Origin of the sequence: Priestia sp. FSL H7-0729 (genome assembly GCF_038005685.1) — a bacterium.
Lineage (GTDB): Bacteria > Bacillota > Bacilli > Paenibacillales > Paenibacillaceae > Paenibacillus.
This window is the reverse complement of record NZ_JBBOTQ010000004.1, coordinates 344,392-365,057: the sequence shown is the minus strand read 5'-3', so window position 1 is coordinate 365,057 and position 20,666 is coordinate 344,392. Positions and strand designations below refer to the sequence as shown.

The window sequence follows — 20,666 nt, the reverse complement described above, 5'->3', positions numbered from 1 at the left end:
TAGCAGAGTTTCACTAATATACCTTATTATAAATGATAATAATTTTCATTATCAACTGTAATTTTAGAGTGGAATTGGATTTCATCTCATCAAGCATTTGTTACGCTTATTTTGGTTCAGAGATCTTCGTAAACCATGTGGCCAATTCCTCTGTTTGATCCAATGTTGCAATCGGGTCAAAGTACCACGAACGATCCGGGCTCCAGATAAACACACGATCATTTTTAACCGCATCCAATGAGCTCCAGACCGGTTTCAATTTCAACTCTTCGAGAGTCAGATTATCTGCTGTAAGAATGATGTAGTCACCAGTAAATTCAGGAATCGCTTCTGAGGATACTTCAACCAGTTGATCCTTCATTAAGATCTCTTTTTTATCTGCAGGAGGATTCAAACCAAGCGCGCTGTATACAGCCTGACCTCCCCGTCCAAAATTATCACCAAAAGCTAACGGGCCTTTATCATTGAACTGCATGACCGACACCTCGGTTGCTGGATCAATCGCCTCACCGACGCGCTTCTTGGCATCTGCAATTCTTGCATCATAATCGGCTAACCATGCCTCAGCTTCTTTTTCTTTATTCAGCACTTTACCAAAATAGGCAATCTCTTCGTGGGTGTTTTTCAATTCGCCAAATGGTATTACCAACGTAGGTGCAATTTTGCTAAAAGAATCAAATAAATCAGGATTACCTGTCACAATCAGATCCGGCTCAAGTTCCAACACCTTTTCAAGAGAGATGGTTTCGTATTCACCAATATTTTCCACACCCTCAAGTGACTTGATAAAATAGGGATTCTTGAGATTCAACTCGGGTGTACCCACAGGCTTGATCCCCAAGGCAATCAGGCTCCCCAGATATAAGTCGACCACAATCCGTTTAGTTTCAGCTGGGATTGTAACATCTCCCTTCACCGTTGAGATTGTACGTGGTTCAGATGTTTTTCTTTCATTCTCTCCTGTAGCTGTTTTCGTGGAACTTGACGCACTATTGCTTCCAGATGCATCCCCGTTTGAATTACTGGCAGCCCCTGAAGAACAGGCACTTAGCAGTAATGTAAAACTCAGTAGAATGCTCAGCAGCATTCCCGTTCTAGTCTGTCTATTCATATTGATTGACCCTCCATGCTTATATTGATAATGATTATCACCATCAGTATAAACATACCTTCCACTTCCACCTCTGAAAATGTCATTTCGCGCCATACCTGATGTCAAATCAGGCCAATATAGGGGTTCTGATCCCTTTTCTTTGAATTGCAGAGGAGAAAGACCTGTATGTTTCTTAAACATACGTCCCAAATAATATCCATCCGGATAACCGATGCCGGCTGCAATCTCATCCAACGTGGCGTCCGTTTGCAGCAACATCTCCTTGGCTTTGAACAACCGAAACTGAATCAGATAATCGATGGGACTGGTTCCCGTCGACTGCTTGAACTTGCGTGACAAGCTTCTTGGGCTGGCGCCGATCATGTCTGCCAAAACATGAAGTGTAAGTGGCTCGGTGTAGGAAGACTGTACAATTTCAATGACTTTGCTGACCTGATCCGTAATACTTGGATAGCGATTGGAGACACGAGGAATCTGTGATGATACCTGCTCCACAAAGGGATAGAACAAACTCTTGGCCTGAAAGTGCTGAATGGGGTTCTTTTGCTCCCACAAAAAATGCATCTGCTTCAATTGCTCATACAAAATGGTTGGCATATCTGGTGTAAAGCCATAGTTCATTTGGAACGGATTGATACGCTCCATTAACCTTCCCAGATCGTTTCTCCCTCCGCTAGGTAGGTTGGCTCTGTACATCAAGTAATATAAGTGCAATCCGGATTCGCCTGCTTGAATCACCAACTTACTCCCTTTTCCTCCGTGGAGAACATAAAAGCGACTCACTTCATACGTTTGGTTGTCAATCGTCACTACAGCTTCACCTTGGATGGTGAGTACAAAGGTACTTGTTGGAAATTTATATTTCATCTCTTCATATGCCTCTAATTTCATGTAACGGATATCTGTTATACTCACCGCAGCATAGTTCCAAAGGATATAATAATCATTCCACATTTTGCTAACCCATCTCCGTATACATAAATTGTGTCTGTACTCTACTCCCTTATTGATAACCATTATCAATTATTATAATGAGATACGCAATACAACCGATGTAAATGAATCCATTCCAAAGAAAAAACTATTCAAATCCTTCTCTTAACATCCGATATATGTAAATAGAACCATGATAAAGAGAGAAGGAGAACGAGGATATGAATTCAATCTCATCTGCAACCAAAAGCAGTTTCACTCCCGGGAATCAAGTCTCCAGTCGGGATAAGGAAATTCAGGGACTCATGCAGCAGAAGATTAGGCTCAATGAAGAAATGCAAGGCGTAAAAACCAATGACGAATTGGACACCAAAACCAAAGCTCAGCGGATTAAATCCTTAACAAGTTCCATCTCCCAGATCGATAGCCAGATCGCTCAAATTAAAGCAGAGGAATTGCAGGAAAAGAACAAATTAAGACAGCCTGAAAAGACTCATCAGCAACAATCCAAATCAATTGATGAGACACAAGCCCCTTCACTGGACCATCTAATCAAACATAGTCAGACTTATGATCAATTGGGTAAGCTGGTCGGTTTACGTGATCGCATGCAGGGCTCCATTCAGACCACTGAAGGAGAGACCCGCTTCGACCGACTCGTTTTGGAGATTAACCCTCCTACAAATAGTCTTGATCTCGGCAAATCAATGATGTTGGAAAACTCCGAGCGCACCGTTTTTCAGGCAAAACGAGAGGTTGTTCAGGACATCAATTCTCAGCTCAGCAAAGTCAATCAAAAGATAGGAGATCTGGTGAAAGAGATCCATCAGCCCGCACCTAAAGTGGTGGAACAACCACCTATCTCAGCAACATCTGGAGAAGAAGATCAGGATGAAGGAAAGAAAACGGGAAGTAAGGAGCTCCCATCAGATGGAGCAACCACTAATCAGCAATCCGGAAACGGCTCGCAAAATTCGGCTTCTATATCTCCTGCTGCTCCATATCCATCCGTTGATATTCGAATCTGAGTCGCTCTGATCAAACATAACTTATATGTATACATATTGGGATTGAAGTGTTTTCTTTTCGACCACAGCCTTCGCCCCGCATAAAATGATAGAAAAACCGCTATTTCAGGTGATTAATTCCTGATATGTAGCGGTTTTCTGCATTTCTTCATTTTCCTGTTATGGGTATAAAATTGAAGCTTAAGCTTCAAAAAAGCATCCTTCAGCATGCTTTTAGATCCACTTCTTCAGGTTCATTCTGTCCTCTACGTTCTCGTAAAATTGGATATTTCAATTTACATCGTATGTGTATCTTACTTCTCATATGGATGAATGATGGTATCATTTGCACAGATGATACTGCCAGCAATCGCTTTACAACTTTTTTTGATCCGTGTGGCCTCATCAATAATCTGATCTATGTTTTCATATTTTTGCTTCATATTAGTTACAACGGCGATGGATACCGATACGAGAGGAATGGGCCGCATCAGCCCGGAACGTCCTTCTCCCAGAACATATTGATTATGCCAATCATGTTCGTTGTAGAACGTCTTTTTCATTTCCTCAAAACCTGAGATGACTTCTTCACTAATCTGTTGGTAATTATGGTGATTCAGGATTGTAATAAAATCATCACCACCGATATGTCCAAGAAAAGCTTCAGGGAAAACAAAAAGCTTGCGAAGCAAGTTAGCTGTCGCCTGAATAAGCTGATCCCCCATTTTGAAACCGTAGCTATCATTGTAGGATTTGAATTGATCCAGGTCAACGTACATTACGCTAAAATGGTCCATTTGAAGCGCCTGATATAGACGTTCGTCTATGATATGGTTTCCTGGAAGGCCTGTCAGCGGGTTCATAAAAATCGCCATTTCAGCCCGCACATCAGCAACAGCAAGCAGCAAACGGCGAATACTCACAGCTCCATAGAAACTTTCCCCTGACGTGACCAGTACAAGATCATATATTTCCCCCTCATCCCTGTCCATGGCCAGAACACTGACATCGGTGATCTGGTCTGAATAATCCACGACCAGAGCTTCCGTGTTCATCACCAGTTCAACTGGTCGTCCCATATAGAGGTTATAGCCATACTGGGTTCCAATCATCTGAAAGAATCGAGGGCGCATCATCAAGGAGACATCCTTCTCCCCCATAACAGCTATACCTTCCAGACTGGGATTGGACTTGAACAGTTGATAGACGATATCACATTTTGTATCAGATTGTACTACAGGAATTGGTTCAGCAATCTCGCCTATTTGCGTAAACATTCTATTCTACTCCTCTGTTCGTAGCATCTAATCCATACTTTTCAAATATATATGTAGGTCTTTGTCAATGGTCACATCGTACCACTTTCTACTTAAAAAAGCGTTAACTGAAGGTAAAAATTTATGAAAGATCATTTTTATACCTAATCATGTATTTTTTTCGTTATGCAAAAATACCGTCAGTTACTGGATTTCATAAATCCAATAATTGACGGTATTCGTTGGCATATCTCATAGAAGTTTATCGGCCTGAAATGAACAAATTCAGATATTAGCCGCCAACATTCATTTGGCCAGATCTAATCTGAATTCAAAATTTCCTTGCCCGGTTACTACTCCTAATCCTTTCAGCTAACCTTATGCTCAATTCTGAGCTTGTCTGCAACCATCGCGATGAATTCCGAGTTCGTTGGTTTCGACTTGCTGATGTTGATCGTGTAACCAAACAAGTGGCTGATGCTGTCGATGTTACCCCGAGTCCATGCCACTTCAATCGCATGACGGATGGCACGTTCGACGCGTGAAGGTGTCGTTTTGAATTTTTCGGCAATTGCAGGATACAGTGTTTTGGTGATGGCTCCCAAAATTTCGATATTGTTATACACCATCGTAATGGCTTCGCGCAAATATTGATATCCCTTAATATGCGCAGGTACACCGATTTCATGTATGATGGACGTAATGCTTGCATCCAGATTTTTGTGTTTGCCCATTGGCACGACATTGGATTTCATGAACATGGATGATCCGCTGCTTGTGGACATCGCCGTCTGTGTTCCCACCAGTTGACGTACACGATTCGCAAGCACTTCCATGTCAAACGGTTTGAGAATGTAATAGGATGCTCCGAGTTGCACGGCACGCTGTGTGATATTCTCTTGTCCGAATGCCGTAAGCATAATGACTTTAGGCTGTGGAGAAAGGTTCAGGTTGCGCAAGCGCTCAAGCACACCCAGACCGTCCAGATGAGGCATGATAATATCCAGAATCAATACATCCGGCACATCCCGAGTTTGCTCCAGCAATTGCAGTACTTCTTCTCCATTGTATGCAATACCGGTTACTTCCATATCTTCCTGCTCAGATATATATTCGGCAAGCAAATTCGTAAATTCACGATTATCATCGGCCAGCAATACCTCAATTTTTTGCAAAACGGTATCCTCCTTTAAATTAAACATCGTTTCGTACATTTCCTTACAGGTTAAATTTTCGACACAGCAAGTTAAATTCCTCCTGTCGAAAATTATTTTTCTTTATTTTTTTTTCTTGATCCTATATAATGAATAATTTATTTCATTATCTGATATATTATGTTTCCTTTCGACAAAAAAGAACCTCAGGGCTGTTTATCCAGCCTTGAGGTTCTTTGTGTTTTCCTTTTTCATCATCACACCAGCATCTTGTAACATCCATTCAATGAAGCAACCGTAACCCGATTTCGGATCATTCACGAATACATGAGTAACTGCGCCGATTAACTTACCATTTTGTACGATGGGGCTGCCACTCATCCCTTGAACGATGCCTCCGGTCTTATCCAGCAGTTTCGGGTCCGTGATTCGTAATACCAGACCTTTCGTTGCAGGCTCCGTTTGATCTGCCACGTGCACAATGTCAATGGAGAAGCGTTCAACTTGTTGACCGTCAACCACGGTAAGTATTTCGGCCGGTCCTTCTTTGACTTCATGAGAGAAAGCGACGGGAATACCTTTTGAATACAGACTGTGCTCAGGATTTCCGGACATTTTACCAAAGATACCAAAAGCCGTATTACGTTCAATATTGCCCAAAATCTTGCTTTCCTTGAGGAAATGAGCACGTTTTTCACCCGGATCACCGGTCTCACTTTTCGAAATGGATGTCACATTGGACTGAACGATCTGACCACTACCGACAACAATAGATGTTTGTGTGTTCATGTCTGTAATGACATGGCCCAGAGCACCGTATACGCCCTGATCGGGAGCATAGAAGGTAAGTGTGCCAACACCGGCTGCGGAATCACGAATGTATAAACCAAGCCTCCATGCTTGATCCTCGGAGTCATACGCCGGAGTTAATCGTGTCTTTACTGTTTCCTTACCACGTTTCAACACAACATCAATACCTTTTTTACTTTTGCCAGCAAGTTCAACAGCTTCGGATACACCTGCCACGCCATCAAGACGTTTACCATCCATATGCGTAATCAGATCTCCAAGCTTAATGCCTGCGTTTTCTCCTGGCGATACACGCTCATCCTGCCCGGAATGGACCAGATGATGGCCAACCACCAGAATGCCCGCCGATTTAACTTTGACGCCAATCGTTTGACCCCCGGGTACAACACGCAAATCCGGTATCACATTCACATGGACTGTTTTGACCGGAATTTTACCCCACAACTTCAACGTTAATTTGGCATGTCCCGTCTGTTGAGGGTTAAGATGCAAAGGTTGTTGACTCGTAACATGCATCGCTGCCTGATCATCCAAGCCAACAATATCCGGACGATCTACAACGGCGCTTGAAGCAGCAGGTACAGCGAGCCGGACATCTGCTTGCCTGCCAGCAAACACCTGCAATTCATCCGGCAGTGAAGCATAACTTTGCACAGGCTGAATGGCCTGGCTAATCACACAAAGAAAGAAGGCAAATAAAAGACCTAGCAATTTCTTCCTGAGGGGGGAATTCAATGGCTGTCACACTCCCTTTGCTTCTTTCGCTTGACGAAAGGTGGTCGCCAATTGCGTACCTTTAAGATAACCTTGCCCCCAGGCTTTTATTACTGTCAATCATTACGCCAGCCGTTCGTTTCACCCTTTTTTGGCTTCCGCCAAATTCAGCATTTCCTGTGCGTGATGCAGCGTTTTTTCTGTAATTTCCACGCCGCCCAGCATACGTGCCAATTCCTTCACTCTGCCTTCGTCTGACAGCGATTCCACTTGCGTCATCGTCCGTCCATCATAGACATGTTTCTCAATGAGATACTGATGGTCTGCCATACAAGCCACTTGTGGCAAGTGAGTTATTGAGAAAACCTGACAAGTCGAAGACAGGCGGAACAGTTTTTCCGCAATGGATTGAGCTGCTCTACCGCTAACTCCAGTATCAACTTCATCAAAAATCAACACAGGTATACGGTCATGGCGTGCAAAGATACTCTTCATCGCCAGCATCATTCTCGACAACTCACCACCTGAAGCAATCTTGCCAAGGGGTCGTAATGGCTCACCCGGGTTCGGTGAGATCAAAAATTCAGCATTGTCCGCGCCCTGACGATTCAGACGAATACGGCGTCCATTCCATTCGATGCCCTTCGGATCTTCAAATGGGGTAATCTGAACACGCAGTGTGGTCCGCTCCATCTGCAGATCTTTGAGCTCACTTTCCACCTGTGCAGCAAGTTCCTCGGCGCATTGTTTGCGAACCTTGCTGAGCTCTTCAGCAGACTCCATCACAAGGTTAAGCATTTTGTCGCGTTCAGCTCGCAATTTCTCCAGCCGTTCGTCCTTGTTCTCCAGTTGGTCGGTTTCATGGCTAATCTGATCATAATAACTCAGAATAAGTTCAACACTGTCCCCGTATTTCCGTCTGAGGCCAGAAATCAGATTCAGCCTTTGCTCCACTTCTTCCAGCCTTGCCGGATTAAATTCAATCTTCTCCCGGTAATCCCTTAACTGAAATGTTGCATCTTCCAATTGATAAAATGCGGATTGCAGCTGTTCTACGATTGGTTGCAGTCCTTTGCTGTCATATCCAGAGATATCTTCAATTCTTGAAAGAGCAATGCTTACAGCTTCAAGTCCGCGTTGACCGCTGAGCAGATCATATGCACCAGCAACACTGTCCATCATTTTCTCACTATGGGATAGTTTGACCCGTTCTTCCCCGAGTAATTCATCTTCGCCTCGTGTAAGGCTTGCCGCTGCAATCTCCTCGAGCTGAAAGCGATACATGTCCAAAAGTTGATAAGCCCGCTGACTGGACTCCTGAAGTGCGCGGAGTTCTTTTTCCGCCGTGATAAACTTGCTGTAGCGCTCTTGGTACTTCGCTTTGACAGGTCCGATTACTTCCGAGCCATAGGTATCGAGAAGCCCCAGATGGCTCTCTGCGCGTAGCAAACTCTGATGTTCATGCTGTCCATGAATATTGATCAGCTTCTCGCCTACCTCACGCAGCATGGTCAGATTGACCAATTGCCCATTAATACGGGACGTACTTTTCCCCTGCATGTTCAGCTCACGTCGAATGACCAAATGCTCTTCCGGCTCACAGTGGATACCCAGCTTCTCTAAGGTCTGCCATACCGGATGACTCTGCTCCATCTCAAACAGGGCTTCCATCTCTGCCTTCTCGCATCCGTACCGGATCAGATCAGCTGAACTCCGTCCACCGGCAATTAAGCCAAGTGCATCTATAATAATCGACTTCCCTGCACCCGTTTCCCCTGAAAGTACATGGAATCCCGGATGGAATACTACGTCCACTTCTTCCACCACAGCCAGATTGCGAATCGATAATGTAACTAACATCTGCAAAAACACCTCCGGATGACTAACTCAGATATTATGTTTTTGAACCATTCTTTAAGCAATATATCCCATGATGCGTTCAATAACGGTCACACTGTTACCTTCAGTCCGGCAGATAATCAGAATGGTGTCATCTCCACAGATCGTGCCCATGACTTCATTCCATTCAATATTATCAAGCAGAGCTGCAATGGAGTTGGCTGTTCCGGGCAAACATTTCATCACAACCAGATTGTTGGTGTGGTCAATGTGCAGGAAGTTGTCAACGAGCGCACGCTTCAACTTTTGAATCGGATTATATCGTTGGTCTGTCGGTAAAGAGTACTTGTATCTGCCGTCATCCATCGGTATTTTGATTAACAGAAGTTCCTTGATATCCCGCGATACCGTCGCCTGAGTTACTTGAAAACCTGACTTGCGCAGTGCTTCAACCAGATCATCCTGGGTCTCAATTTCATTTTGACTAATAATCTCACGAATCTTGATGTGCCTTTGTCCTTTCATACATGCCTCCAGTTAAATGTATTGCAATAAAGCAGCCATTGTAATTGACCTCACACTCTGCTCTGTAATGTTCATTCTTTTATATTAGTCCAGATCATCCCCATCATACACATCTTCTTGATAGTCCATGAGCCTGATTAACTTAATATCGGAATCTTCCAAGTCAACATAAAGCAATCCTTCACAGCCAGGATATAACAACAGATAATTGAGGAAGCGATCCCTAAGCGCAGGGCCGGTCATTTCAAGTGGCTGTCTGCGACGAGACGTTTTCACCAGGTATCTGAGATCCTCACGTTCTGCAACATAATCAATAAATAATCTGCTGTAATAAACGGTTTCATTGGCCTCAAAAGCCAGAGGAACTTTCATTTTGCCACCGATAACTTCATAACCCTGTGCTTCAAGCAAATCCAATGCCGGGGAATCCTGAATCTTCACGTTCAGTGTCATGCCAGACAAGCTTACCGGTATCGGTCGGTTCACCCAATTACGCAAGCCGAAGAACAGCCACAAGATCAAACAGACAGCAAGTACACCTATAACAATTGTGTCATATTGACCATCCATTATCGCTCACCTCGAAGACATATTCGAGGTCCATTCACGATTTCCCTTTACACCATTCACCTTTCAAGCGAAAAGAAACCCATCTTATGATGAGTTTCCCGTAAATGTATGAGCTGCTTCCTTGGCAACTTGCTCCGCAAGTGCATCAAGTGAAGCTGGATCGTTCTCTGGTTGTGTTGCCTCTGGTGCTTCCAGACGCCAATGTGCGAGAAATTCTATATTCCCTTCTCCACCAGTTATGGGGGAAAAAGTTAAACTCTGCAGATGCAAACCAAGTTGACTGGCAAAATGAAGCATCGTCTGCAATACATCCTTGTGTACCTTCGAATCACGTACCACGCCAGACTTGCCTACTTTTTCGCGCCCTGCCTCAAATTGAGGTTTAATCAATGCAACGATATCTGCAGGTTGTTTCAAAAGAGCCAGGAGTGGCGGTAATATGATTCGCAGTGAGATGAATGACACATCAATGCTCGCAAAGTTCGGCACGGGTCCCGCCAGATCTTCAGGAGTCACATAGCGAAAGTTGGTTCGTTCCATAACAGTGACCCGCTCATCATTACGCAAAGACCAGTCGAGCTGATTATACCCCACATCAATAGCGTAGACGTGAGACGCACCATGCTGTAGTGCACAATCCGTAAATCCACCAGTGGAGGAACCGATGTCGAGCATGACAAGTCCATTCATATCAAGGCCGAAATGACGGATCGCTTTTTCAAGCTTCAATCCGCCTCTGCCTACATAGGGATGTACCGAGCCTTTAACTTTCAGCTCGGCTTCCCTTGGAATTTTCATGCCCGCCTTTTCGATCGGCTCATTATTGGCATACACCAGTCCAGCCATGATTGCAGCTTTTGCCTTCTCACGACTTTCGTAATAGCCCTGCTCAACCAGCAGAACATCAATTCGTTCTTTCGGGAGTGACATGTCTTTCTCCTATCATGTAAATTTACGAAGGAAAACGTGTTTTGGGTATGCCGTAGGATGATTGTACAGCCATTTTGCGTAGCTCAGCACATACATTCTCAACGGTAAGACCCACTTCCTCACGTTGTTCCTTAATACTGCCATGCTCAATGAAGCGATCCGGAATCCCCATTAATTGTACATGAACATCATGTAGTCCCTGCTCTGCATAAAATTCCAGTACAGCACTACCCATGCTACCTGCTTGGGATGCTTCTTCAAGTACAATCAATTTGGTGCCTCGAACAGCCAGATCACGCAGCATTTGCTCGTCAAGAGGTTTGAGGAAACGAGCGTTGATTACGCCTGCTGTGATACCTTCCCGTTTCACCATCTCCACTGCTTCTTCTGCAAGCTGCACCATCGATCCTGAAGCGATGACAGCATATCCCTCCGCTGGACGCAGTTGCTCCCATGATCCGATTGGAATCGGAACAAGTACATCATCCAGAGGCACACCAACCACATTATTTCTTGGATAACGGTAAGCAATAGGACCTTCATTATAATCAAGCGCCGTTTTCATCATATGACGCAATTCATTTTCGTCTTTTGGCATCATCAGAACGATATTTGGAATATGACGCATGAATGCCACATCGTATACGCCTTGATGTGTTTCTCCATCTGGTCCAACAAACCCGGCACGGTCAATGGCAAACATTACATTGGCATTATGTCGGCATATATCATGTACAATCTGATCATATGCACGTTGCATAAATGTGGAATACACTGCGAAGACGGGCTTTAAGCCTTCCATTGCGAGTGCAGCACACATCGTGGCAGCATGCTGTTCTGCGATCCCTACATCAATCATGCGATCAGGAAATTCCTTGCTGAAAGGAATGAGGCCTGAACCTGTAGGCATTGCTGGTGTTACAGCCACGATCCGCTTATCCTGCTTCGCAAGATCAATCAGCGTTTGACCGAACACTTCCGTGTACATCGGTTTTCCGACTGCTTTCAGCACTTGCCCGGATTCAATTTTGTACGGAGAAATCCCGTGCCACTTGTGCGAATCGGCTTCTGCTGGCTGATAGCCTTTGCCTTTGGTTGTAAGCACATGAACCATGACAGGACCATCCACATTATCCGCCTGTTTGAAGGTTTCAATCAATTTGGGAATATCATGCCCATCAATCGGTCCCAAATACGTGAAGCCCAGTTCTTCGAAAAGAACACCTGGTACCATCATATATTTGACACTGTCTTTGATCCAGCTTGCCGATTTAGCCAACCGATCTCCAATGGCAGGAATTTTTTTAAGCATTCCCTCGACATCATCTTTTGCTTTCAAATAATGACGATCCGAGCGGATTTTGCTCAGATATTTATGCATGGCCCCAACATTTGGAGCAATGGACATTTCATTATCATTCAGAATAACCATCAGTTTTCTCTGCTCATGACCGATATGATTGAGAGCCTCAAATGCCATACCACCTGTAAGCGCTCCATCACCAATCATCGCAATAACTTGATTGTCCTCACCCTTGAGATCACGTGCAAGGGCCATCCCCATCGCAGCGGACAATGAAGTACTGCTGTGCCCAGCTTCCCATACATCATGTTCACTTTCGTTGCGTTTGACAAACCCGCAAAGGCCATTATGTTGACGCAATGTATCAAAGCGATCCATACGCCCTGTCAGAACTTTATGCACATAAGCCTGATGCCCTACATCAAAAATCATTTTGTCTGCTGGACTGTTATAGCAGTAATGCAGGGCTACCGTGAGCTCAACCACGCCTAAGTTGGGTGCAAGATGCCCACCTGTAACGGACAGTTTCTCAATCAGAAACTGCCGGATCTCTGCCGACAAAAGGGCAAGATCATCCTGAGACATCGACTTTAGATCACTGGGTTGTTTAATTTGTGGAAGCAGCACGAGAATCTCCCCGCTTTCCTAGATTGTTTAGTTTATTGTTGTAAATCGATATATACATTATGAATCAAATGACATTAAATCATTATAACATAAAAGAATAAGAATCATAATTTACTGCACTATACTCCCGATAACGAGCATTCTCGCCAGCAAGTTATTTAGAATTCTTCTCTATATGTATTCCCGCATCCACTCGGGACAGACTTTTTCCATCCACTCAGAAAAAGGACATTACATTCATTACACGGTTATGCAGGTTTTGAAACAGCGCACTCTGTCAGAATCTAATGGTCTCGACTCATCAGATAATCCGCAATCTCCAGCAATCTGGATGCATCAGGTAACTCGGCTCTTTCAAGTGCGTCTTTTGCAGATTGGGTAAGGGATTTCACTTCGTCTACAGAAGCCTCCATACCAATAAAATAAGGGTACGTTACCTTCTGCTGATTCACATCGCTTTGTGTTTTCTTGCCCATCTTCTGCTCGTCGCCCGTCAGGTCGAGGATATCATCCTGAATCTGGAACGCCAGGCCCAGATCCCGACCAAACACACGCAAGGCTTCCAATTGTCCTTCCGTTGCTCCACCAATTCGTGCTCCAGCAATGAGGGCGAAAACAATCAGATCACCCGTTTTGTGCAAATGGATATATTGGAGCTGTGAAAGATCGGTCATGCCTTGCTCGCCTTCCATATCCGCGACTTGGCCGCCGACCATGCCTCTTGCTCCAGCAAGTTCGGACATGTCCTCTACGATGGACAGTAACGCATCTGCCGTCACACCGCTGCGACGACCCGCTTGAACAATGCTATAAAAAGCATGAGTTAGCAACGCATCGCCCGCCAGTATGGCGGTTGCTTCACCATATACCTTATGATTCGTTAATTTTCCCCTGCGGTAATCATCATTATCCATAGCAGGCAGGTCGTCGTGGATCAGTGAATAGGTATGAACCATCTCCACGGCGCAGGCTACCGGCATTGCAGCTGTACGCTGTGCACCGAAGGCTTCCGCCGCAGCAACGACCAGAAGAGGACGAAGGCGTTTGCCTCCGGCCATAAGTGAGTACTGCATCGCATCTGCGAGCGACTGGGGTACATCCCAGTGATCAGGAAGCGTCTGTTTCAACGCTTCTGTCACCTCAGCTGTGACCTCTTCGAGGTATGCTTGAAACGAAGGACGATTACTCATGGACTTCACCGCTCTCATCGTCAGCAGTTCCGAAAGGCTTCTTGCGAAGCTCTCCATCTTCTTCTACGATCATCTCGATCTTACGTTCCACTTGTTCCAGCTTCAGACCGCAAAGTTGCGAAAGTTTCATCCCGCGCTGAAACAGATCGATGGCCTGTTCCAACGGAACATCACCATGTTCAAGCTGACCTACGATGTCTTCCAATGCCGCCATTGCTTCTTCAAAATTCAATTCCGGTTCATTCGCCATGGGTATTGTCGTCCTCCTTCATTCCCCAAACCTGACAGTCCAGCTGTCCGTCTGTTAATTTAATCTTAATCGAATCTCCAGGCTGTACATCCTTCGTCGACTTGATCAACTGCTGTTCCTGCTCGTCATAGACAAGGCTGTATCCTCGAGACATGACTTTAAGCGGGCTAAGTGCATCCAGATGCCGCACAGACGATTTCCATTGTTGCTGCTTAGATCTCGTTATGGATCTGATCGCAAGTTCCAGTTGTCTGCGTGCTGCCGCATTCTCACGGCGTGCTGCATTGACCTGATCACGTGGATTGAATCGTTGCAGTGCTGCCCGAAGACGCTCCTGCTTCTCTCCCGTCCATTTCATGCGCGTATCCACGGTTCTCAATAGCCGTTGATGCATCATATCCAATCGTTCCGTGTGCTGCATCAAGGTACGCCTTGGATGAACAAGCACAGGGGAACGCTGTAATCTCGCGAGCCGTTCACGATTATGTACAGCACGCTGACGCAAGCTGTGTTGTAACTGACGTTGACGTTGTGCGATCTGATCGCGCAACTCAGCGCGATTAGGTACAGCGAGCTCCGCAGCAGCCGTAGGTGTCGCCGCACGTAAATCAGCCGCGAAATCAGCAATGGTAAAGTCCGTTTCATGTCCAACTGCAGAGATAACAGGTATATCTGAAGCAACGATCGCTCTTGCCACAATCTCCTCATTGAAGGCCCAAAGTTCCTCCAGTGAACCCCCTCCGCGTCCAACAATAAGTACATCAGCCTCTCCCATTCGGTTCAAGTCGCCAATTGCCTTAACAATGGAAGGTGCTGCACCTTTTCCTTGAACCAGAACAGGATATAAAACCACTTTGGCAGATGGATATCTGCGCTGGAGTGTGATCATGATGTCCCGTACCGCTGCTCCCGTCGGTGAAGTTACAACGCCGATCGTCTGTGGATAACGCGGGATTTCTCTTTTGCGCGAAGGTGAAAATAACCCTTCAACCTCCAGCTTTTTCTTCAGCTGTTCGTAAGCCAGATACAGACTTCCGATCCCGTCCGGTTGCATATGAGTAGCGTAGAATTGATACTGCCCATCCCGTTCATACACCGAGACATTACCACGGGCAATAACCCTTGCACCCTCCTTCGGTACAAAGGGTAATCGCTGGTTATGGGAGGCAAACATAATCGACTTAATCCGGCTGTCCTTGTCCTTCAATGTAAAATACATATGGCCGCTGGAGTGATGTGTGAAATTGGATATCTCCCCGCGTAGCCAAACGTCCGACAGGACCTGATCCGATTCCAGTTTCATTCGAATGTATCGGTTCAGGTCTTTGATGGAGTAGATCTTTTGATCTGCCACAGACAGAGCCCTAGGCCAATCCGTGAGCGCGTTTGGCGGCGATCAGTGTATTTTGCATCAGCATTGTGATTGTCATCGGACCAACACCACCAGGAACCGGTGTAATTGGACCAGATACAGCCTTCACGCTCTCAAAGTCAACATCTCCTGCCAGCTTACCGTTCTCCAAACGGTTCATGCCGACATCGATAACCACAGCACCCGGTTTGACAAAATCAGCATCCACAAAATTTGCACGACCGATAGCTACCACCAAAATATCAGCCTGACGCGTAATTTCTTTCATGTTTGCTGTGCGGGAGTGACACATCGTTACCGTTGCATTCTCGCGTTGGAGGAGCAGTGATACCGGTTTGCCAACGATGTTGCTTCTTCCGATGACTACCGCATGTTTACCGGACATTTCCAGTCCAGTACGCTTGATCAGTTCAATGACACCCGCTGGGGTACATGGAAGCAGACTATCGTCTCCAATAACAAGATTACCTACATTCACTGGGTGGAATCCGTCTACATCTTTATCCACGGCAATCGCATCAATGACCGCTTTCTCTTCGATATGCTTGGGTAGTGGAAGTTGAACCAAAATTCCGTTAATGGATTCTTGATTGTTCAGCTTGTCCACCAGCGCAAGCAGATCTTCTTGGGATGTATTGGCATCCAAGCGATGCACTTCGGAGTAGAAACCGAGGTCGTGACATGCTTTTTCTTTATTACGCACATAGACTTGGGATGCCGGATCTTCCCCGACGAGCACAACAGCCAGACCAGGCACTACCCCCTGTTCGCTAAGCTGTTTTACTTCTGTTGTCATGCTTGCGCGGATCTCTTGGGATACTTCTTTACCGTTAATAATAGATGCTGTCATTGTACTCTCTCTCCCTTATGTGAATATAAATTTAGAGGTTGTTCAAAAAAACCGCTTTAACTTAAGAGTGATACTGAAAACCGGTCCTTTTGAACACGCACTATAGTTAATCATAACTTAAGACAATTTTGCTTTAATGGCGTCAACTTCCTGAATCATGCGTCCAAGTACGCCATTGACAAACTTGCCGGATTCTTCTGTACCAAAATATTTGGACAGTTCAATCGCTTCATTGACGGATACCTTTGCCGGAATGTCATCACGGAACACCATTTCATACGTAGACAGTCTTAGAATCTGGCGATCTACACGTGACAGACGGCTAATCTGCCAACCTTTCAAATAATCCACAAGCAATCCGTCGATCGCTTCCTTATTATTCCAAGCTCCTTGTACAATCTCAGTAACATAAGTACGCATTACATCTGCATCGCGGATAACCACTTCGGTTTCATTATCTTCAGCGGCTTCATTGATCAACATGTTTACAGCTTCTGCTGCACCCACCTCATTCATTTCCATCTGGTACAGACTTTGTACTGCAATTTCCCTTGCCAAACGTCTTTTCATGTCCTGCCTCCTGCAGCGCTCCTTCTGGAGCGTCATCATGCTTATTTTATAATCCATGCAACCATCTCATCAAATCCCTCAAGAGATTAGTCAATGGCTTCCGCGATATTGTTATTGTTATCCCTTTTCACAAAAAAACCTGCAATACGCTTCCTCCAAAAAACGGGCAACCTAAACTACAGCTCTATTTTCGGAAGAAACATATTGCAGGGTTCAGGTAGGTCACTTAAACGGACGCCAGCGATCGCCCAGCCATTGTCCCCACTCCCTCCAGGGAATGGACGAACCCAGCTTCGAATCGCTTCGTCTGCCTAACGTATAACCGATGAACACCAAGAGTGCAAAGAACAACATATCCCAAAAACCGATCCATACATAAAGAAATCCAAAAAAGATGCCGCCGATAATTCCGGTAATTCGGCCTCTGTGACTATCCCAAATCTCTTTCCACAGCATCAGTGAAACTCACCTCATTCCACTCGACTCTTGTAGTTAGGCGACTGGGTTACATTCGCGATATACACCGTGACAAAAGAAACCGGGATGCCCGTAATCTCTTGTACATGATCATGTATCGCCTTTTGCAGATCAGAAGTCAGCGCAGGAATAGGTGTCTCACCATCCACTACCGCACGAATCATAATCTCCAGTCCTGACTCAACCACGCGTATGCGTGCCTTGACATCACGTACTCCCCGGAAACGGGAAGTCGCCTTCAAACAGAGATTCTCAATCGTCTCCATCGAAATCTGTACATCACCAAACTCAGTACGTTGATCTACAGACGGCAACGATGCACGCTCACGCCGAACCGAGATGTAGAAAAACCGCAAACTCAGGATAAACAAAATCGCTGCTGCAATAACCGACGCAACAATAACGTTTTGTTCCTGCTGATAATTCAATTCGTAAGGCAGCACACCGCTGATCAGAAGAATGACGGCTGCCGAGATTGCTCCAACGCTTATGCTGTATATAAACAACAGAAGCCGATCCAGTATTTTAGCCACGAACTGCACAGCCTCCCTTGCTCACTAACATGACTTTACCTGTTCACTGCAAAATCAGATCGCCATTTAGCTTTCGCTATAATGAAGACCTGTCCAAGACGGGGATAACCCCCGGCAGAAGATGCCGGGGGAATCTGTCTTCTTTTATTTTACGCGCTGACTGTTCAGGTCGATCTCTTCCACTTTCTCGGTGGTCTTGAACTGAACGTCATGAATGTGCACATTCACTTCGTTCACATTCAATCCTGTCATGTTCTCAATGGAACGTTTCACGTTCTGTTGAATCTCCGTAGCCACCTGTGGCAGACGGTATCCATACTCAATAATTACGGAAACATCAACTGCAGCTTCACGTTGGCCCACTTCAACTTTAACACCTTTGGAAAGGTTTTTGCGACCAAGCAATTCAGCAAATCCGCCAGCGAATCCGCCACTCATGCCTGCAACACCTTTCACTTCAAGGGTTGCCAATCCAGCAATCACTTCAATAACTTCAGGTGCGATCTGGATTTCACCGATATCCGTTCGTTCAAATTCAGTCGGTAGTGTACTCATAACTGTTCAACACACCTTTCGCGAGATAAGTTTGCGGCCATCCGTCAGGGCGCTGGACTCAGGTTAAACAACCTTCAGAACCCTTCCGGTCCGGCTTTACCGGAACTCCTGCAAACATCCGCGAGGTGCGGGCTTATCCTTTGCAGGAGACATGCGCTCTTATTATTACATACTATATCATTTGGGCTACATTATGACAAACAAGCCCAATATACCTTTTAAATCTCGTTTTCCTCAAGAAATTTGATATCAAAGTCACCACGAATGAACGTTGGGTGCTCCAGCAATTTCTGATGGAAAGGAATGGTTGTAGATATGCCTTCAATCGCAAATTCCCCAAGCGCACGCTTCATCTTGGCAATCGCCTCTTCACGATTCGCTCCCCACACAATCAATTTTGCGATCATGGAGTCGTAGAAAGGTGAAATGGTATACCCAGGATAAGCAGCACTATCTACACGAACGCCAGGTCCTCCCGGTGCAAGGTAGAATCCGATTTTGCCTGGTGATGGCATAAAGTTACGGTCCGGATCTTCTGCATTAATACGACATTCAATGGCCCAGCCATTGATGACTACGTCTTCCTGACGGAATGAAAGTGGATTGCCTTCAGCTACCGAGATCATCTCACGGATCAGATCCACGCCAGTAACCATCTCGGTTACCGGATGCTCTACCTGAATACGCGTATTCATCTCCATGAAATAGAACTCGCCATTCGGGCTGAGCAGGAACTCTAATGTGCCCGCTCCCGAGTAATCCACAGCAAGGGCTGCCCGTACTGCGGCTTCGCCCATCAGTGTGCGCACATCTTCGGAGAGAATCGGGCATGGAGCTTCTTCTACCAGTTTCTGGCGACGACGCTGAACCGAACAATCACGCTCTCCCAGATGCGCTGCATTGCCGTGTTTATCGGCAATAATCTGAATTTCCACGTGTTTCATACCTGTCAGGAATTTCTCCAGGTACACACCTGCATTGCCAAATGCCTTTTGTGCTTCCTGCTGAGCAGCGGTAATCTGCTTAATCAGCGTTTCTTCATCTTCGGCAATACGAATCCCCTTACCTCCGCCACCAGCAGTAGCTTTGATAATGATAGGATATCCGATATCTCTAGCAATCATGATGGCTTCATCCATATTTTCAACGAGGCCATCCGAACCAGGAATAACAGGCACTCCTGCATCTTTCATCGTCTGTTTGGCAACAGCCTTGTCTCCCATTTTGGTAATGGCTTCGGGTGAAGGCCCGATGAATGTAATGTTGCAGGAACCACAGATTTCTGCAAAGTCAGCATTCTCAGCCAAAAAACCATACCCAGGGTGGATTGCATCACATTCCGTCAGCGTAGCTACACTCATCAGGTTAGTGAAGTTCAGATAACTGTCCTTGGACAGTGTCGGTCCGATACAGTAAGCCTCATCTGCAAGACGAACATGCAGAGAATCCTTGTCCGCTTCAGAATAGACGGCTACCGTTGAGATGCCGATTTCGCGGCAGGCACGAATAATACGTACCGCAATCTCTCCACGGTTCGCTATCAGTATTTTTTGAAATTTCATTTCGTTTTGTCCTCCTTCGAAGCTCATGCGGTTAGCTGTTGAACAGCTATAACGGTTATTCCGGTTTCACCAGGAAAAGGGGCTGCCCATACTCGACCAGCTGTCCGTTCTCAACCAGCACTTCAACGATTTCTCCCTTGATGTCAGCATCAAGCTCGTTCATCAGCTTCATGGCTTCGATGATACATACCGTTGTTTTCTCAACAACTTTATCACCTGCGCTCACAAAAGGACCCGATTCCGGCGAGGAAGCTCTGTAAAAAGTACCTACCATCGGAGATACAATTTTATGTAAATGACTTGTAGTATCGACCTGCGGTGCAGCTTCACTTACCACTGCGGCCGGCTGTACTTGCGGAGCAGCAATCATTTGCGGTTGCACAGCAGCTGCTTGAACATACTCCGTTTTGCCCGGTTTACGGATCGATAACCGTGATCCTTCATTTTCAATTTCCAACTCTTGAACGGAACTTTCATCTACCAGTTTGATCAGTTCTTTAATTTCACTCAATTTAAACATTTCCA

General features: G+C 45.6%; 20 protein-coding genes. 1 reads left to right on the top strand and 19 read right to left on the bottom strand.

What is annotated here, in order from left to right; genetic code table 11:
• Positions 1 to 106: 106 nt before the first annotated feature.
• Complete coding sequence (locus MHH93_RS12790; protein ID WP_500054317.1) at positions 107 to 1,981, bottom strand: ABC transporter substrate-binding protein; 1,875 nt, start codon at positions 1,979 to 1,981, stop codon at positions 107 to 109.
• A gap of 287 nt (positions 1,982 to 2,268) precedes the next feature.
• Between MHH93_RS12790 and MHH93_RS12785 the strand changes: the two genes are divergently transcribed.
• Complete coding sequence (locus tag MHH93_RS12785; RefSeq protein ID WP_500054316.1) at positions 2,269 to 3,075, top strand: hypothetical protein; 807 nt, start codon at positions 2,269 to 2,271, stop codon at positions 3,073 to 3,075.
• Between the two features lie 293 nt (positions 3,076 to 3,368).
• On the opposite strand, the gene MHH93_RS12780 is transcribed toward MHH93_RS12785, so the two are convergent.
• The 18 genes from MHH93_RS12780 to accB form a co-directional block, all read right to left on the bottom strand.
• On the bottom strand, positions 3,369 to 4,331 hold the full coding sequence (locus tag MHH93_RS12780; protein WP_500054315.1) for a GGDEF domain-containing protein: 963 nt from the start codon (positions 4,329 to 4,331) through the stop codon (positions 3,369 to 3,371).
• Positions 4,332 to 4,678: 347 nt separating this feature from the next.
• Positions 4,679 to 5,485, bottom strand: coding sequence for a sporulation transcription factor Spo0A (spo0A, locus tag MHH93_RS12775; RefSeq protein WP_062835258.1), 807 nt, complete (start codon positions 5,483 to 5,485; stop codon positions 4,679 to 4,681).
• Positions 5,486 to 5,680: 195 nt separating this feature from the next.
• Positions 5,681 to 7,009 carry a SpoIVB peptidase gene (spoIVB, locus tag MHH93_RS12770; RefSeq protein ID WP_253438790.1) on the bottom strand — a complete coding sequence of 443 codons (1,329 nt, stop codon included), beginning with the start codon at positions 7,007 to 7,009 and terminating at the stop codon, positions 5,681 to 5,683.
• Positions 7,010 to 7,129: 120 nt separating this feature from the next.
• Positions 7,130 to 8,848 carry a DNA repair protein RecN gene (gene recN / locus MHH93_RS12765; protein WP_433744947.1) on the bottom strand — a complete coding sequence of 573 codons (1,719 nt, stop codon included), beginning with the start codon at positions 8,846 to 8,848 and terminating at the stop codon, positions 7,130 to 7,132.
• 54 nt (positions 8,849 to 8,902) lie between these two features.
• Positions 8,903 to 9,352, bottom strand: coding sequence for a transcriptional regulator AhrC/ArgR (ahrC, locus tag MHH93_RS12760; RefSeq protein WP_017687604.1), 450 nt, complete (start codon positions 9,350 to 9,352; stop codon positions 8,903 to 8,905).
• An 84-nt stretch (positions 9,353 to 9,436) separates the two neighbouring features.
• A complete protein-coding gene (locus MHH93_RS12755) occupies positions 9,437 to 9,922 on the bottom strand; it encodes a hypothetical protein (RefSeq protein ID WP_500054314.1) in 486 nt (161 codons plus the stop codon).
• A gap of 84 nt (positions 9,923 to 10,006) precedes the next feature.
• On the bottom strand, positions 10,007 to 10,852 hold the full coding sequence (locus tag MHH93_RS12750) for a TlyA family RNA methyltransferase (protein ID WP_500054313.1): 846 nt from the start codon (positions 10,850 to 10,852) through the stop codon (positions 10,007 to 10,009).
• Positions 10,853 to 10,874: 22 nt separating this feature from the next.
• The gene (gene dxs, locus MHH93_RS12745; RefSeq protein ID WP_500054312.1) at positions 10,875 to 12,782 is read right to left on the bottom strand and encodes a 1-deoxy-D-xylulose-5-phosphate synthase; all 1,908 of its coding nucleotides are present in this window, start codon (positions 12,780 to 12,782) and stop codon (positions 10,875 to 10,877) included.
• A gap of 284 nt (positions 12,783 to 13,066) precedes the next feature.
• Positions 13,067 to 13,972, bottom strand: a complete 906-nt coding sequence (locus tag MHH93_RS12740) for a polyprenyl synthetase family protein (protein ID WP_500054311.1) — start codon at positions 13,970 to 13,972, stop codon at positions 13,067 to 13,069.
• Positions 13,965 to 14,222: an exodeoxyribonuclease VII small subunit gene (xseB, locus tag MHH93_RS12735; protein WP_017687599.1), complete on the bottom strand. Its 258-nt coding sequence runs from the start codon at positions 14,220 to 14,222 to the stop codon at positions 13,965 to 13,967. Before xseB ends, MHH93_RS12740 begins: the two co-directional genes overlap by 8 nt.
• Positions 14,212 to 15,576, bottom strand: coding sequence for an exodeoxyribonuclease VII large subunit (xseA, locus tag MHH93_RS12730; RefSeq protein WP_500054310.1), 1,365 nt, complete (start codon positions 15,574 to 15,576; stop codon positions 14,212 to 14,214). Before xseA ends, xseB begins: the two co-directional genes overlap by 11 nt.
• Before the next feature lie 10 nt (positions 15,577 to 15,586).
• Entirely contained in the window at positions 15,587 to 16,444 is an 858-nt protein-coding gene (gene folD, locus MHH93_RS12725; RefSeq protein ID WP_500054309.1) for a bifunctional methylenetetrahydrofolate dehydrogenase/methenyltetrahydrofolate cyclohydrolase FolD, read from the bottom strand.
• A 117-nt stretch (positions 16,445 to 16,561) separates the two neighbouring features.
• Positions 16,562 to 17,014 (bottom strand): transcription antitermination factor NusB, encoded by a 453-nt coding sequence (gene nusB, locus MHH93_RS12720; RefSeq protein ID WP_017687596.1) that lies wholly within the window; start codon positions 17,012 to 17,014, stop codon positions 16,562 to 16,564.
• Positions 17,015 to 17,236: 222 nt separating this feature from the next.
• A complete protein-coding gene (locus MHH93_RS12715; RefSeq protein ID WP_017687595.1) occupies positions 17,237 to 17,470 on the bottom strand; it encodes a DUF2273 domain-containing protein in 234 nt (77 codons plus the stop codon).
• Positions 17,471 to 17,484: 14 nt separating this feature from the next.
• On the bottom strand, positions 17,485 to 18,024 hold the full coding sequence (gene amaP, locus MHH93_RS12710; RefSeq protein ID WP_017687594.1) for an alkaline shock response membrane anchor protein AmaP: 540 nt from the start codon (positions 18,022 to 18,024) through the stop codon (positions 17,485 to 17,487).
• Positions 18,025 to 18,168: 144 nt separating this feature from the next.
• On the bottom strand, positions 18,169 to 18,579 hold the full coding sequence (locus MHH93_RS12705; protein WP_253438809.1) for an Asp23/Gls24 family envelope stress response protein: 411 nt from the start codon (positions 18,577 to 18,579) through the stop codon (positions 18,169 to 18,171).
• Between the two features lie 218 nt (positions 18,580 to 18,797).
• A complete protein-coding gene (accC, locus tag MHH93_RS12700) occupies positions 18,798 to 20,141 on the bottom strand; it encodes an acetyl-CoA carboxylase biotin carboxylase subunit (RefSeq protein WP_062835268.1) in 1,344 nt (447 codons plus the stop codon).
• A gap of 55 nt (positions 20,142 to 20,196) precedes the next feature.
• The gene (gene accB / locus MHH93_RS12695; RefSeq protein ID WP_253438811.1) at positions 20,197 to 20,661 is read right to left on the bottom strand and encodes an acetyl-CoA carboxylase biotin carboxyl carrier protein; all 465 of its coding nucleotides are present in this window, start codon (positions 20,659 to 20,661) and stop codon (positions 20,197 to 20,199) included.
• Between the last annotated feature and the right edge of the window lie 5 nt (positions 20,662 to 20,666).